This window comes from Butyrivibrio sp. WCD3002 (genome assembly GCF_000424265.1).
GTDB lineage: Bacteria > Bacillota > Clostridia > Lachnospirales > Lachnospiraceae > Butyrivibrio.
In genome coordinates, this window is sequence record NZ_AUJO01000001.1 from 446,095 (window position 1) to 461,495 (window position 15,401).

The window sequence follows — 15,401 nt, forward strand, 5'->3', positions numbered from 1 at the left end:
TTTTAAGAATAGGAATCCGACTATGGAAAAGAGCAAAGTACAAGAACTAGATATTTTAAACAGCTATTATGAGACGGGGAAAAATCAGATTGTAATTGTTTATGGTCACATTAAAACCGGCAGTGAGACTGTACTTACTACATTTGCATCGGATAAGCAGTACTCATATTATTGTGCTGTTTCATCATCTGAAAGATTGCAGCAGTATATTTGGGCCAAAGATCTTCATGATAAGGGTGCATCTCTTCCTGAATATCCTGACTATGAGACCATTTTTGAAGCATACGAGAGAATGGCCATAAATAGTGGTAAGCCTTTGCTTATTTTTATCGATCGATTTGAAGAGATAATGAAATCCAGTCCGGATTTCCTTGAAAAAGTCAGCAAGATAATCTATAGAGATGGTCATCCTCAGATGATGCTCTTGCTTCTTGGAAACAATGCTGCATGGATTGAGAATAATATGGTAGCAAAGCTTGGTAATCAGGCATCCTACATAACAGGATTTTTGAAGATTAAGCCATATTCTTTCCAGGAAATGAGAAGAAAGTTCTCTAAAATGAGTGATACCGATGTTGTTTGCGTATATTCTGTATTTGGCGGAAAAGCAAAGCTTTGGGATTATTTTGATGAGGAAAAGACTTTCAAACAGAATGTCATCGATAAATTCCTCGATGCAAGCAATAGTGTCCTCCTCAGGACTACAAGTGCAATGCTTGAAGAGAACCTGAGAGAGACAGCTGTTTACAATACCATTCTTTATGGACTTGCAAACGGACAGAACAAGCTAAATGATATCCATCATGCTACAGGATTCTCAAGAGCTAAGATCATGGTTTACTTAAAGAGCCTTATTGATCTTGGCATGGTTGAGAAGGTTTACTCATTCTCAACAACCGGACATGAAAATGTGCAGAAGGGCGTTTACAGAATAATTGATCCTCTTGCTCACTTCTTCTTCAGATTCCTTTATCAGAATCTCAGTAAGATTATCAGAATGGATGCTGAAGATTTTTATGATATATATATTTCTGATGGTTTGCAGGAATATGTAAATTACGCATTTAAGCTTGTTTGCAAAGAGTATATTCTTAAGATGGCTGAATACGACAGACTGCCCTTCAAGATTGAAGATGAAGGTGAATGGGTAGGTAAGATGGGTACTCTTGATATTGTTGCTCAGAGCGATATCGGTGACACTCTTGTAGGTATTTGCTCATGGAACAGAAGACTTGATATATCTGATATTGAGTTTATTAGAAGCTGCTCAAAGAGAGCAAAGCTTAATCCTGATTACTATTATCTGTTCTCAGCTCAGGGCTTTGAAGATGGCCTCAAGGAGCTTGCAGCTGAATCTTCAACCATTAAGCTAATTACGCTTGAAGATTTGATGAATGGCTGATAAAAGGGTATAATACACTTAGTGATTATGGTTATCCAGAGATCTGTAATGACGATTCTCTGGATAATTTTTTTCCTTAAAAAGAAAATATGAAATCTTATTTATATAATCAATTTTTGAAAGGAACATCATAGTAAATTGCCTAAGAAACTGATAATTACTGAGAAACCATCAGTTGCCAGAGATTTCGCAAGAGTTTTGGGAGTATCGGGGAAAACAAATAATTATATAGAAAACGATCAGTACGTAATCACCTGGTGCTACGGCCATTTGGTAGAAATGGTATATCCTGAGGATTATGACATCAAATATAAAAAATGGAAGTTGGAGGATCTTCCTTTTCTCCCTGAAAAGTACAAATATGATGTCATAAAAAGAAACGCTGAACAGTACAACACCGTAACAGGGCTTCTTCACAGAGATGATATCGATGTTGTTTACTGGGCAGGAGACTCAGGAAAAGAAGGACAGACAATCGAAGAGAATATAAGGAATTTCGGTGGTGTCAGAGAAGGCATGACTGAGCTTCGCGTCTGGATTGATTCTCAGACAGATGATGAAATAAAAAGAGGAATAGCTCAGGCAAAGCCTATGTCTGATTATGCACTCCTTGGTGAGTCCGGAATAATGCGTGCAATCGAGGACTATAGCCTTGGTATCAATTTTTCCAGAGCTCTGTCAGTAAAATACGGAAGACTTATAAATGATGCTGCTGCCACCAACTCTTATACGGCAATTGCTATTGGCCGCGTAATGACCTGTGTTCTTGGTATGGTAGTTCGAAGGGAGCGTGAAATCAGGAACTTTACGGAAACACCTTTTTACAGGATAGTCGGTTCTTTTTCTGAAGCCGGCATAAATGCTGAGTGGAGAGCCGTAGAAGGAAGCAGATATTTTGAGTCACCTCTTTTATATAAAGAAAATGGATTTAAAAAGGAAGAGGACGCAAGGGCGCTAATAGATTCACTTACAGGTAAAGAAGCTGTTATCGACAGCATCGAAATAGGAAAAAGTAAGAAGAAAGCGCCTCTCTTATTTAACCTTGCTGAACTTCAGGCTGAGTGCTCAAAGAGATTTAAGATTGATCCTTCACAGACCCTTGCAGTAGCTCAGGAATTGTATGAGAAAAAACTCACCACTTACCCCAGAACCGATGCCAGAGTCCTGACCAAAGCAGTTGCAAAGGAGATTACGAAGAATCTCAGAGGTCTTACAAATCTTCAGGGAATATCGGGATATGTTAATAATATCCTGCAAAACGGCTTATATAAGGGGATAGACAGACCTCCATATACCGATGATTCCAAGGTTACGGATCACTATGCAATCATACCCACAGGTCAGACGGGAGCCGTAAATTCATTGTCACCTCTTTCAAAGAGTGTATATGAACTGATCTGCAGAAGATTTGCGGCGATATTTTATCCGCCTGCCGAGTATAAAACAGCAAAGCTTCAGATTATCGTAGATGATGAGAGATTTTTTGCTACAGCAAAGCTCCTTATCGCTCCCGGTTATCTGGAGGTAATGGGACTTCCTCAGGATAAGGGGAATGATTCCGATAAGAGCGAAGAAGATGATGATGCAGGTATCTCAAAAGAGGATTTTGTTAAGTTCGTAGAGAGTGCAAAAGAAGGAGATACCATAAGTGTAAATGGCTATGATTTAAAAGAAGGTAAGACAGCTCCGCCAAAGAGATATACAACAGGAACACTTATCCTTGCCATGGAAAATGCAGGAAACCTTATTGAGGATGAAGAGCTGAGAGAGCAGATAAAGAATACCGGTATAGGTACATCTGCAACAAGGGCCGAGATCATAAAAAAGCTTATAACCATCAAATACCTGAATCAGAGTAAGAATCAGATTGTAACTCCCGGTACCCTTGGTGAGATGATCTATGAGATAGTGCTTTTAAGCCTTCCTACAATCCTTAATCCTGACATGACAGCCAGCTGGGAGAAGGGACTTGAGGGCATTTACAATGGTTCCGTCAATGGTAAGGAATACAGAACAAAGCTTGAGAGTTACATAAGGCGAGAGACTCAGAAGATAATAGAAAAAGATCTTACTCAGGATATTATTAAAAATATCAGCCCTCTTGCAGGAAACAAGGCAAAAGGTGCGGTTGCAAGAAGGCCTATAGGCGTTAAGTGCCCTGTATGTGGCGGAGAGATTACAACCACAACCTTTGGCTATGGATGCAGTAATTATTTTGACGAAAACATAAAATGCAACTTCAGTATCGGAACCATCGCAGGAAGAGAGCTGACAGAAGATGAAGCCAAAGCATTGATCACAGAAGGCAAAACCGGTGTGCTTTCAGGTTTTGCCGGAAAAAATAAAAAGCCATTTAGTGCAACACTGCAGCTTAGTAAGGATGAAAACGGCAAGTACAATGTAGGCTTTAATTTTGATGATGTTCCGGATGAATACCTTGAAGATGTAAAATGCCCTGCCTGTGGCGGAAGAATTGTTAAGACCGGATATGGATATGCCTGTGAAAATCGCAGAAACGAAGAGAACAGCTGCTATTTCAATATCGGTGAGATTGCAGGTAAGACCCTGACAAAGGAACAGGTTTTAACTTTGCTTCGCGGCGAAGAAACGGATGTAATAAAGGGATTTAAGTCTAAATCCAAAACAGCTTTTAGTGCCAAGCTTTTTCTTAAACCGGGCGAAGATGGAAAGATAGGCGTAGCCTTTAATTTTGACGGAATAGAGCCTGATTATGTCGCTGATGTTGTATGCCCTGATTGCGGCGGCAGGATTATTAAGAAGACCAAAGGCTTTGGCTGTGAGAATTTTAAGATGGATGATCCTCAGTCCTGTAAGTTCTTTGTTGGAAAGATCTGCCAGAAGCAGCTGAGTGAAAGCAATGTAAAGGAGCTTTTAAGTACAGGACACACCTCGACAATACGAGGCTTTAAGAGTAAAGCAGGAAAGAAATTTGATGCATGTCTTGTGCTTAAGAAAAATGAAAGCGGAGTTTCTGAAATAGCCTTCGATTTTGATAATGTTGAACAGCAGACTCTTAAGGATGTGACCTGTCCTATCTGCGGAGGAGAAATTGTAAAGACTTCCTTTGGTTATGGCTGTAAGAATTACAAGAAGGATGATCCTGAGAACAGCTGTAAATTCAACATTGGCAGTATCTCCGGTGTTAAGCTAAAGGATGCACAGGTAAAAGCACTTTTGACAAATGGAATTACAGATTTGATCACGGGCTTTAAATCCAAGTCAGGCAAAAAGTTTGATGCAAAGCTTACTCTTAATAAAACCGAGGATGGAAAAATAGAAGGCCTTAAATTCGTATTTGAAAACGAGGATGAGGTTCTTAAAGAGCTTAAGTGTCCTAAATGCGGTAAGCGTATCATAAAAGGCTTTATGGGCTATAGATGCGAGGACTACAAAAAGGAAGAGGAAGGCTGTAATTTCTTCGTTGGAAAAATAGCGGGAGTAAGTCTTAGTAAGGAAGCTTTCACAAAGCTTCTTAACGAGAAAAAGACCGATAAGATAACCGGTTTTACCAGCAAGAAGGGAACAACCTTTGATGCAGCCTTAAAATTTGACGAGCAATATAACATAGTCTTTGATTTTGAATGATCATTGAGATATCATAAGCATAGTGTGTGATGTGCGTGCCATCGGGGACGGTTCTTTTTGGCACGAGAACATCTCGTGCCAAAAAGAACCGTCCCCGATGGCACGAAAGAACCGTCCCCGATGGCACGCATATGAGAGGAGATTAAAATGGAACAGTATTCTATTGAGAAATTATATGATTTAAATGAGACAATTGCTACAGATCTTATGAGAAGCGCAAAATACCCCTGGGAGATTCTTCCCAAAATTAAAGACTTTATCATTGAGCTTGGTAATAAACTCCCTCAGGATAAGTATGAAAAGAAGGGCGAGAATATCTGGATTGCAAAAAACGCCGTTGTTTTCGATTCAGCTTATATTGCAGGTCCCTGCATCATTGATGAAGAAGCTGAGGTAAGACACTGTGCATTCATCAGAGGAAGTGCAATTGTCGGTAAGGGTGCCGTAGTTGGTAACTCCACAGAGCTTAAGAATGTAATCCTTTTTAATAAGGTTCAGGTTCCTCACTACAACTATGTAGGTGATTCTATTCTTGGTTTTAAGTCCCATATGGGAGCCGGCTCCATCACATCCAATGTAAAGTCCGATAAGAAGCTTGTTGTGGTTAAGAACGGCAAAGAAGATCAGGTGGAGACCGGACTTAAGAAGTTTGGAGCAATGCTTGGCGACAACGTAGAGGTAGGCTGTGGCAGTGTACTTAACCCAGGAACAGTTATCGGAAGAGAGACAAACATCTATCCACTTTCTTCAGTAAGAGGCTGCATTCCTGCAAATAGTATCTTCAAAGATAAGGATCATATTGTACGAAAAACAGAAGATTGATAATTGACTTGTCATAAGTACAAGACTATAATCTTACTTAGTTTTAATTCTTATTGATTCGGAGGAGGAAATATAATGGCAACTAGCAAGATAAAGATTGAACTTCAGTATGCTGATAAGAATATCACTCAGGATGAACTCGTTGAGAGAGCTAAGGCTGCTTGCGAAGCTGACTATGGCGTTAAGGGCGTTAAGGATATGCAGCTTTATGTAAAGCCTGAAGAGAACAAAGCATACTATGTTGTTAACAACAAGATGACAGGAAGCATCGATCTTTAATCAAATTTTTTATGTAACACCAAGCCTCAGGGTAAAACCTGAGGTTTTTTCATATAAGGATATACAAGGACAAAGAAAATGAATACTGAATTATCATTTGAACAGAATTTTGAGAAATTACATAACTGTGAGCTTTTTCTTCTGGATATGGACGGCACATTATATCTCGGAGATGAGGTATTCGACGGTGCAATAGATTTTATCCATACACTAAAAAATACAGGAAAGAAATACATTTACCTTACCAACAATTCTTCAAGAGCAGGCACGGATTATGTTGATAGACTCAGAAGACTTGGTTTCCCCTGTGAGCCTGAAAATGTCTACACATCAGGTATGGCAACTGCAAGATACTTAAAGGAAAAGTATTCTGACAGACATATTCTGGTGGTTGGTACAAAGACTTTTTACAACGAATTAAAATCAGAAGGATTAAATGTATTTACTTCATCCATGTATGATGATGAGTCACTTTTTTCAGAAGATACAAAAAAGAGTCTTGATAAGGATATTCCTGTAGTATGTGTGGGCTTTGATACTGAGCTTGTTTACAGGGATCTTGATCTTGCAGTTCACTTCTTAAGAAAAGGCTCTGAATTCATCGCTGCTAATCCCGACTGGGTATGCCCTATGCCTGCCGGTGAAGTGCTTCCTGATTGCGGAAGTATATGTGCGCTTCTTACTGCTTCAAGCGGCAGCGAGCCTACATATATTGGAAAACCTAACAGAAACATGGTAGATATAATTTCATCTATGACAGGAATTCCAAATGATAAGATATGCTGTGTGGGAGACAGAGTATATACAGATATTGCCGTTGCACAAAATGCAGGAAGTGTTTCTGTCTGTGTCCTTTCAGGCGAATCAGATGAAAAAATGATCTCAGAGATGGAAAAGTTACCCGACTATACGCTTGAAGATGTGAAGGAATTAGCATCAATACTTATTTCAAAGTAATTAAATCCACTATTTTTGCTTGATTATTTCAGACATAAATTTTCCATGGTTTTTTTGTAGCTGATGCATATAAATATATAGAGACAGCGTTGGACCAATTATTGAATGAAGTAAAAAGGGGTAAATGTAATGTATGCTAAGCAGTTAATTCAGTATTTAAAAAACACTCTCGGTAATAATCTTACACAATATCAGAATGAGATTGATGAATACGAGAGGGATCTTAGACATAACGGGCAGCTGGAACGCGGTGATATATCCGCCATTCGCGAGGATCTTAGCCCTATTGTTGATGCATATAATGAAGTTCTGAGAAACCTTGAAGAAGCTGAAAAGCAGGTAGATACCTTAACAAATGGTAAGCCACTGTTTAAAGAGCCTCTTCAGAGCAATCTCATTAATAGCTTACAAAAGCTTGATGATTCAATAAATGACTATTGGAATGGACATGAATATGAGAGTGATCATAATTTTGTCAAAGATTTCATAGGTCATGATACCATACATGATGTTTTTATGGCCATTACTTCTGCTAAATCAAGATTTGGCTACGATATGATAAAGGTAGATGACTCAGAAGAAGCCAAACAAAAAAGAGATGATTATGTAAGAAATATTACATGCATAAAGCAGTCAAAACCACAGATATTAGAAAAATATTCTTACGAAAATTTAAGCGAAGAAGAAAAGCGAAAACATGATCAGATTTGCGATTATTGGTGGAAAAACGTAAAGCCGAATGGATTTAACGCCAGTATGGATTTTTTGGGAACACTGGAGACTAAAAGGCTATCATTGGGCAAAGAATCAGACGGTGAATTGGCAGCTTTTCTTGATCTTATGTATACAATAACATGTCCTACTAATGAAAAAGGCGAGGTTGATTATGATAAAGCAAGATTTATGTCTGATGGACTTGTTATTCTTCATAAGCAAAACAGTGCAAAGATGGGTGAAGTAATACAGAAATATTGCGATGAGCATCCTGTGGAAAAGCCTGATAAAAACGCATCCAAAGAGGAGATTGACGAATATAATAAAAAATTAAAGGATCAAAACAAAGAAGCACGTATGGCGGGAGAAACATCATACGAGGGATTTGAATGCTTAAAAACAGAACAGATAATAACTAATTTCAGCACTCTGACACCGATCACAATAAAGGACAGTGATGGAAACGATTTATCTAACCGTATTCTTTTAGCACCGCATAAATATAAAGCGTACTTAAAACTAACAAATCCGCAGCTGGCTGCGAAAATTGACCTTTGCGATGATACCAAAGAAGTACATTTTTCAAATGATGACTATATAAGGGTTGAGAATTCAACCAAGATAAATTTTGATAAAAATAAAAGCGGATATAATGAGGCATTTCAGAACTATCAGAATTTCAAAATAGAGAATTCTTCTTTTGACAGAGAGTATGAAATGATGGACAAATGTGCATCACTTAATACTATCTACAGGAAACTTCTGGATACCAATAATTCTTATCTTGGTCATAGTAACAGCGAAACCTATAAAAATATGATGTCATCTATGGCGACTGTTGAAAATCTTTCAAAGGATTTAATAATAAAAGGTCAAAAACCTGATGCCGAGCAGAGAAGGAGTCTTGTTACAGCCATAGAGGAAGCTGAAAAAAATATATGTGCGTATGCATTAACCAATAAAGGAAGTTATGTTCACGACGCCGGAGAAACCAGAAGAGATTTATCAATTGCAGCACTTTCTGTTGTTAATATGGGTATGGCAACTAAGGTAGCTTATGAAACTAACGTTAAACTTGTTGATAAAGGCAACCCTCAGATTTCTACTGAAATTCTTCAAAACAGATATGGAATCGGAACTCGCGGCATCACAGATAAAACCAACATAGATAAGGGATGCGAAAAATATAATATTACCGATCAGAATCTCATCAGAATGATGAAGAATCCTCAGAATCTTGATGATTATAAGAATATGTTTGATGTAAAGCATCATGCACGAATAATCAGATGGAATTCGGGTCTGTATAATGATACCAAAGACGCAATAGCTTCTTTCCAGAAATATCGTGACAGAGTAGTGAATTACATGACCGGAAAGACTCCTATGAATGAGGCCAAGCTTCAAAAAGATATCCGGAAAATGAATGAAGCCTATAACCGGTGTAAGGAGCTTTTGCCTCAGTATTGCGAAAAAGTCATGGGTGTAAACTATAATGAATTCGGTAATGCAGACAGCAGGGGAACCAGCGCAGGAAAGCTGAGAGCAGCCGGTGCCGGTGGTGCTCTTGATGAGTTTATGGGTAATGTATCAGGTAATACTCAAAGAGCTAAAAAACAGATTACCTTCAGGGATCTTTATACTAAAGAAATGGCCAATAATAAGATGGAAAATAACAGAGGCAAACACAGGAGATCTGCAAAGGCTGCATCCGTTGAGTATGCGAAAAACCATAAACGGGCAGAACTCAATAATAATGCCAACTCACTTAACTGAATTTTTAATTATGAGTTTCCTGCAAGTGTTGTGGGAAACTCATTTTTATTTGAATATTTTTAATCAAAGAGAACCTAGTATATTTATACAATTATGATTGAGAAAAATGTGCTAAAGAAGTATAATAATATAGTTGTATTTTTAGTATAAATTGTTATGGGATGGTATTATTTTTATGGATATTGGTGGACTTTTAAAAGAGCTGTTATTAGAGGACAAAGTGCTTATTCACTTTGACTTTATGAACGGCTTTTTTGATATTAATAAGTCGGTTGTAGTAACCTGGGGTGTCATAGCTGTTATCGCATTATTACTTGCATTTTTAACAAGTGGAATGAAAGTACATAATATTGGAACAAGACAGCTCCTTGCTGAGATGATGGCAGATGGCCTTCGCGGAATCACCGGCGGAATGCTTGGAGAAGAGGGACTTCGGTATAGAGATTACATGGCAGTTGTGCTTGTTTTCATAGGAGCATCCAATCTGGTTGGACTGTTTGGACTTACACCGGCTACCATGGATCTTAATGTGACAGCTTCACTGGCTATTATGAGTATCATTCTTGTGGAGGCAGCCGGTATCAAGCAAAAGGGCTTTAACAAATGGCTTAAATCATTTACGCAGCCCATGGCTATCATTACTCCCATGAACGTTCTTGAGCTTGCCATAAGACCGCTGTCACTTTGCATGCGACTTTTTGGTAACATCATCGGTGCCACAGTCATCATGGAGCTTTTAAAGATGGTAGTTCCAGTAATCATCCCCGCAGCCTTTAGTGTATATTTCGATATTTTCGACGGATTAATCCAAGCTTACGTATTTGTATTCTTAACCTCACTCTACATAAAAGAGGCAGTAGAATAAAAGAAGCAGCCAAACGGGCTAAACCATTCAACATTGTAGGAGGTATACTTATGAATTTAGCAGCAATTGGAGCTGCAATCGCAGCATTTACAGGAATTGGAGCAGGTGTTGGTATCGGTATCGCAACATCTAAGGCAGTTGATGCCGTAGCACGTCAGCCTGAGGCAGACGGTAAGATCATGAAGCTCCTTCTTCTTGGTTGCGCACTTGCAGAGGCAACCGCTATTTACGGATTCGTTGTATCTATCATGATACTCTTTACCTGATTTTTAGGGAGGGAAAAAAGCAGTGTTAAATATCAGTATTATGAACATCGTATATAATGCGATCAATGTTTTGCTCCTTTACGTGGTGTTCAGACTATTCTTGTTCAAAAAGGTTGACAGCATCCTTCATCAGAGAAGGAATGAGATAGACCATGCTACCGACGATGCTAAGAAAAAGCAGAAGGAAGCAGAAGAATTAAAAGAATCTTATGCTAAAAAGCTTCAGGATGCTGATAAGGAATGCGAAGAGCTCATCTCTAAGTCCAAAAAGGACGGCTATGATGAGTATGATCGCATTGTTAATGATGCGAAAGCCAAGGCTGAGCAGATCATTGTTGAAGCTAAGCACAATGCACAGTTAGAGGCACAGCGTGAGAAGGATGCTTATGTATCAGAACTCACAGATCTTGTTGTGCATGCAGCTAATAAGATTGCCGTTTCCAAGCATGACGAGGAGACAGATAAGGAACTTTATAATAAGTTCATTTTCGAGGCAATTGAGAAGAGCGAATAACCAAAATCAGGGGTTTTAATTTATGTTAAGAGATAACGTAGCAAGACTCAGATATTCATCAGTTGCACCTTCCGAAGGACAGGCGGAGCAGATTAAGGAAGCTCTTGCAAAGAGGTTTGGTAATCCTGACCTGGAGCTTGAAATTATTCATGATCCAAAGGTTGGAGGCGGTTTCGTAGTTAACTACGGTAACTTCGAATATGACTGGAGTGACGAAGGTCGTACCAGACAGCTTAAGGAATTAATTGAGCTTACCAGAAAAAGGCAGAATACTAATGCTGAAAATCTTGTTTCTATTATCAGAGACAGGGTTAATAAATTTGACCTTAAAGCAGAGGGTAAGGAAGTCGGCAGAACCATTTGGGTCGGTGACGGAATTGCCAATGTTGTAGGAATAGATCATGCCTTCTACGGCGAGATTGTTCGTTTTGAGGATGGAACAAAGGGAATGGTACAGGATATCAGAGATGATCATATCGGTGTCATACTCTTTGGAAGTGACGAAGGAATAAGACAGGGTACAAGATGTGCCCGTACCTATAAGCAGGCAGGTATTCCTGTAGGTGAAGCCTTTATCGGAAGAGTTATTGATGCTCTTGGTAATCCTGTAGATGGCGGTGAAGAGATAAAGACAGAGGTTTACAGACCTGTTGAAGAACCGGCTCCCGGAATTGTTGAGAGACGTTCAGTTAATGAGCCCTTGGAGACAGGTATTCTTTCTATCGATACCATGTTCCCTATTGGAAGAGGCCAGCGTGAGCTTATCATCGGTGACAGACAGACCGGAAAAACATCTATTGCAATGGATGCCATTCTTAACCAGAAGGGTAAGGATGTTATCTGTGTTTATGTTGCAATCGGTCAGAAGGCAAGTACCATTGCAAAGCTCATAAATACCTTTAAAGAATCCGGTGCTATGGATTATACAATTGTTGTTGCATCTACAGCTTCAGACAGTGCGCCTTTGCAGTATATTGCACCCTATGCAGGAACGGCTATGGCTGAATATTTCATGCTGATGGGCAAAGATGTTCTGATAATCTATGATGATCTGTCAAAACATGCTGTTGCATACAGAGCACTTTCACTTTTGCTTGAGAGATCCCCCGGACGTGAAGCTTATCCCGGAGATGTATTCTATCTGCACTCAAGACTTCTTGAGAGATCAAGTAAGCTTTCAAGCGATCTTGGAGGCGGTTCAATAACAGCGCTTCCTATTATCGAAACCCAGGCGGGAGATGTATCTGCATATATTCCTACCAATGTTATTTCGATTACTGACGGACAGATTTTCCTTGAATCAGATCTGTTCTTTGAGGGTATGAGACCTGCTGTAAACGTAGGACTTTCTGTATCCCGTGTAGGTAGTGCGGCTCAGACCAAGGCCATGAAGAAGGCTTCCGGAAGCATACGTATCGATCTTGCGCAGTACAGAGAGATGGCTGTATTTACTCAGTTTGCATCTGACCTTGATGAGACCACAAAGAGTCAGCTTCGTCATGGCAGCGTACTTATGGAACTGTTAAAACAGCCACTGGGTAAGCCTTATGCAATGTATGAACAGGTTATCCTGCTTGTTTGTGCAAACGGCGGAAAGCTTGATTTTGTGCCGGTAAATGATGTTAAGGATTATAAGGTCCGTCTACTTAAGTATTTTGAAGAAAACAGACAGGATATCATTGAAGATATAGTTAAATCCAATGACCTCTCAGATTCTACAAAGAAGGCTATTCTTGAGTCAGCTGATGAGTTTGAGAGAATTAACAATGAACACCTCAAAGATGAGCTCAAAAAGAAGAGAAAGATATTGAATTTGGATTAAGGTGATTTTTTGTGGCTAACATAAAAGAGATTCGCGATAGAATCAGCAGTATTCGCGACACAATGAAAATTACAAATGCGATGTATATGATCTCCTCCAATAAGCTCCGTAAGGCAAAGAAACAGCTTGCAGATACCGAGCCTTATTTCTATGCGCTTCAGGCTATGATTGCAAGAGTATCAAGGCATATTCCCGATGACGTAGAGGATATTTTTCTTCAGACAGCGGAGGGAATTCCTTTTCATGCAAGAGCGAAGGGATATTTAATTCTTACATCAGATAAAGGACTTGCCGGAGCCTTTAACCATAATGTGGTTAAGCTGGCAGAGGAGCATATTAGAGAGAGTAACAAACTCGTAAACTATAAGCTCTATGTTGTTGGTGAATTTGGAAGACATTATTTTACAAGTCTCGGCTTCAAGATAGAAGAGAACTTCAGATATACTGCGCAGAACCCTAATCTGGACAGAGCCAGAGATATTTCCGCTACAATACTTGACGATTACAGAAACGGTGTTTTGGATGAGGTCTATGTAGTCTATACATCCATGAAGAATTCTCTTACAAGTGAGGTTAAGATTGAGAAGATACTTCCGCTTGATATCATCGAGAATGCCAGAAACAGGTACAGAATCATCGATGCCTATAATGAGGAATTCATTTTTGATCCCAGTCCTAAGGCTATAATCGATAACATTGTTCCTAACTTCATCACGGGATTTATTTTCGGAACTTTGGTTGAGACCTTCTGTTCTGAACAGAATGCCAGAATGATGGCCATGGATAATGCCAATAAAAATGCTACATCCATGATAGGAGAGCTGGTAAAACAGTATAACAGAAAGAGGCAGGCGGCGATAACCCAGGAGATTACTGAGGTTGTCAGCGGAGCCAAAGCACTTAAGAGAGCTAAAGAAATCAAACAGCGTAAAAATCGCGCTAGTAAATAATAAGAGGATGAGCGAGTGAATAACGAAGGAAAAATCCTGCAGGTTATGGGACCTGTAGTAGATGTCTTATTTGAAAATGGTAATCTTCCATACATAAGTGATGCTCTTAAGGTAATGGTAGGTGAGAAAAAGGGCGTCATGGAGGTTGCTCAGCACGTGGGAGACAATGTTGTAAGATGTATCATGCTTACAGCAAGTGAAGGTCTTGCAAAGGATATGCCTGTTTATCAGACAGGTGGTCCTATCAGCGTTCCTGTTGGAAGGAAAAACCTTGGAAGACTTTTCAATGTGCTTGGCGATACCATTGACGGCGGGGCGAATCTCGATGGCGAAAAGCACTGGTCAATTCACAGAGAGCCTCCAAAGCTTGAAGATATGAGTCCTGTTGCGGAGATTCTTGAAACAGGTATCAAGGTTATCGATCTTCTTGCGCCTTATGCTAAGGGCGGTAAGATCGGTCTTTTCGGTGGTGCCGGTGTAGGTAAGACAGTTCTTATTCAGGAGCTTATTCAGAATATCGCTACAGAGCACGGTGGATACTCCATTTTTACAGGTGTTGGAGAGCGCTCTCGTGAAGGTAATGATCTGTGGACCGAGATGAAGGAGTCCGGTGTTTTAGAGAAAACAGCTCTTGTTTTCGGACAGATGAATGAGCCTCCGGGAGCTCGTATGAGAGTTGCTGAGACAGGCCTTACAATGGCAGAGTATTTCCGTGACAGAGAGCGTCAGGATGTGCTTTTGTTCATCGATAATATTTTCAGATTTGTACAGGCAGGTTCAGAGGTTTCATCACTTCTTGGACGTATGCCTTCTGCGGTTGGATACCAGCCCACTCTTGCAACTGACTTAGGTCAGCTTCAGGAGAGAATAGCATCCACCAAAACAGGTTCCGTTACTTCTGTACAGGCTGTTTATGTGCCTGCGGATGACCTTACGGATCCTGCTCCTGCAACCACATTTGCGCACCTTGATGCTACTACGGTTTTATCCCGTAAGATTGTAGAGCAGGGTATTTACCCGGCAGTTGATCCGCTTGAATCATCAAGCCGAATTCTTGAAGCGGATGTTGTAGGTGAAGAACACTACTATGTTGCTACCAAGGTTCAGGAGATGCTCCAGAAATATAAAGAGCTCCAGGATATCATTGCCATTCTTGGTATGGACGAGCTTGGTGAAGATGATAAGCTTACTGTTTACAGAGCACGTAAGATTCAGAGATTCTTGTCACAGCCCTTCCATGTGGCTGAGACCTTTACAGGTGTTAAGGGTGTTTATGTTCCTCTTAAAGAGACTATCAGAGGCTTTAAGATGATCATCGAAGGTATGATGGATAACTATCCGGAGGCTGCATTCTTCAATGTAGGCACAATCGATGATGTTGTTGAGAAGGCTAAAAAGCTTGAAGGCGGCGAGAGTTAAGGGCTTTCA

12 protein-coding genes are annotated in these 15,401 nt (G+C 39.8%); all 12 read left to right on the top strand.

Annotated elements, in window-relative coordinates; translation table 11 throughout:
- The first annotated feature begins 22 nt into the window (after window positions 1-22).
- Complete coding sequence (locus G608_RS0101840) at window positions 23-1,402, top strand: ATP-binding protein (protein WP_026494578.1); 1,380 nt, start codon at window positions 23-25, stop codon at window positions 1,400-1,402.
- Between the two features lie 138 nt (window positions 1,403-1,540).
- A complete protein-coding gene (locus tag G608_RS0101845; protein WP_026494579.1) occupies window positions 1,541-5,008 on the top strand; it encodes a DNA topoisomerase III in 3,468 nt (1,155 codons plus the stop codon).
- Between the two features lie 147 nt (window positions 5,009-5,155).
- Window positions 5,156-5,830 (top strand): UDP-N-acetylglucosamine pyrophosphorylase, encoded by a 675-nt coding sequence (locus G608_RS0101850; protein ID WP_026494580.1) that lies wholly within the window; start codon window positions 5,156-5,158, stop codon window positions 5,828-5,830.
- A gap of 75 nt (window positions 5,831-5,905) precedes the next feature.
- Complete coding sequence (locus G608_RS19535; RefSeq protein ID WP_051208713.1) at window positions 5,906-6,109, top strand: DUF6465 family protein; 204 nt, start codon at window positions 5,906-5,908, stop codon at window positions 6,107-6,109.
- Between the two features lie 78 nt (window positions 6,110-6,187).
- Complete coding sequence (locus G608_RS0101860) at window positions 6,188-7,066, top strand: HAD-IIA family hydrolase (RefSeq protein WP_026494581.1); 879 nt, start codon at window positions 6,188-6,190, stop codon at window positions 7,064-7,066.
- 129 nt (window positions 7,067-7,195) lie between these two features.
- Window positions 7,196-9,556: a hypothetical protein gene (locus tag G608_RS0101865; protein WP_026494582.1), complete on the top strand. Its 2,361-nt coding sequence runs from the start codon at window positions 7,196-7,198 to the stop codon at window positions 9,554-9,556.
- Between the two features lie 181 nt (window positions 9,557-9,737).
- On the top strand, window positions 9,738-10,421 hold the full coding sequence (locus tag G608_RS0101870) for a F0F1 ATP synthase subunit A (protein ID WP_442852207.1): 684 nt from the start codon (window positions 9,738-9,740) through the stop codon (window positions 10,419-10,421).
- A 50-nt stretch (window positions 10,422-10,471) separates the two neighbouring features.
- Window positions 10,472-10,687: an ATP synthase F0 subunit C gene (atpE, locus tag G608_RS0101875; protein WP_026494584.1), complete on the top strand. Its 216-nt coding sequence runs from the start codon at window positions 10,472-10,474 to the stop codon at window positions 10,685-10,687.
- Window positions 10,688-10,727: 40 nt separating this feature from the next.
- Window positions 10,728-11,201, top strand: coding sequence for an ATP synthase F0 subunit B (locus tag G608_RS0101880; protein ID WP_026494585.1), 474 nt, complete (start codon window positions 10,728-10,730; stop codon window positions 11,199-11,201).
- 22 nt (window positions 11,202-11,223) lie between these two features.
- Entirely contained in the window at window positions 11,224-13,023 is a 1,800-nt protein-coding gene (gene atpA, locus G608_RS0101885) for a F0F1 ATP synthase subunit alpha (protein ID WP_026494586.1), read from the top strand.
- 11 nt (window positions 13,024-13,034) lie between these two features.
- A complete protein-coding gene (gene atpG, locus G608_RS0101890; RefSeq protein ID WP_026494587.1) occupies window positions 13,035-13,973 on the top strand; it encodes an ATP synthase F1 subunit gamma in 939 nt (312 codons plus the stop codon).
- 15 nt (window positions 13,974-13,988) lie between these two features.
- A complete protein-coding gene (gene atpD, locus G608_RS0101895; RefSeq protein WP_026494588.1) occupies window positions 13,989-15,392 on the top strand; it encodes a F0F1 ATP synthase subunit beta in 1,404 nt (467 codons plus the stop codon).
- Window positions 15,393-15,401 lie beyond the last annotated feature (9 nt).

Excerpts from the sequence above, each read along its gene's own strand:
- G608_RS0101840 (WP_026494578.1), top strand. The coding sequence starts at position 23 with ATGGAAAAGAGCAAAGTACAAGAACTAGATATTTTAAACAGCTATTAT.
- G608_RS0101850 (WP_026494580.1), top strand. The coding sequence starts at position 5,156 with ATGGAACAGTATTCTATTGAGAAATTATATGATTTAAATGAGACAATT.
- G608_RS19535 (WP_051208713.1), top strand. The coding sequence starts at position 5,906 with ATGGCAACTAGCAAGATAAAGATTGAACTTCAGTATGCTGATAAGAAT.
- G608_RS0101860 (WP_026494581.1), top strand. The coding sequence starts at position 6,188 with ATGAATACTGAATTATCATTTGAACAGAATTTTGAGAAATTACATAAC.
- G608_RS0101865 (WP_026494582.1), top strand. The coding sequence starts at position 7,196 with ATGTATGCTAAGCAGTTAATTCAGTATTTAAAAAACACTCTCGGTAAT.
- atpE (WP_026494584.1), top strand. The coding sequence starts at position 10,472 with ATGAATTTAGCAGCAATTGGAGCTGCAATCGCAGCATTTACAGGAATT.
- G608_RS0101880 (WP_026494585.1), top strand. The coding sequence starts at position 10,728 with ATGAACATCGTATATAATGCGATCAATGTTTTGCTCCTTTACGTGGTG.
- atpA (WP_026494586.1), top strand. The coding sequence starts at position 11,224 with ATGTTAAGAGATAACGTAGCAAGACTCAGATATTCATCAGTTGCACCT.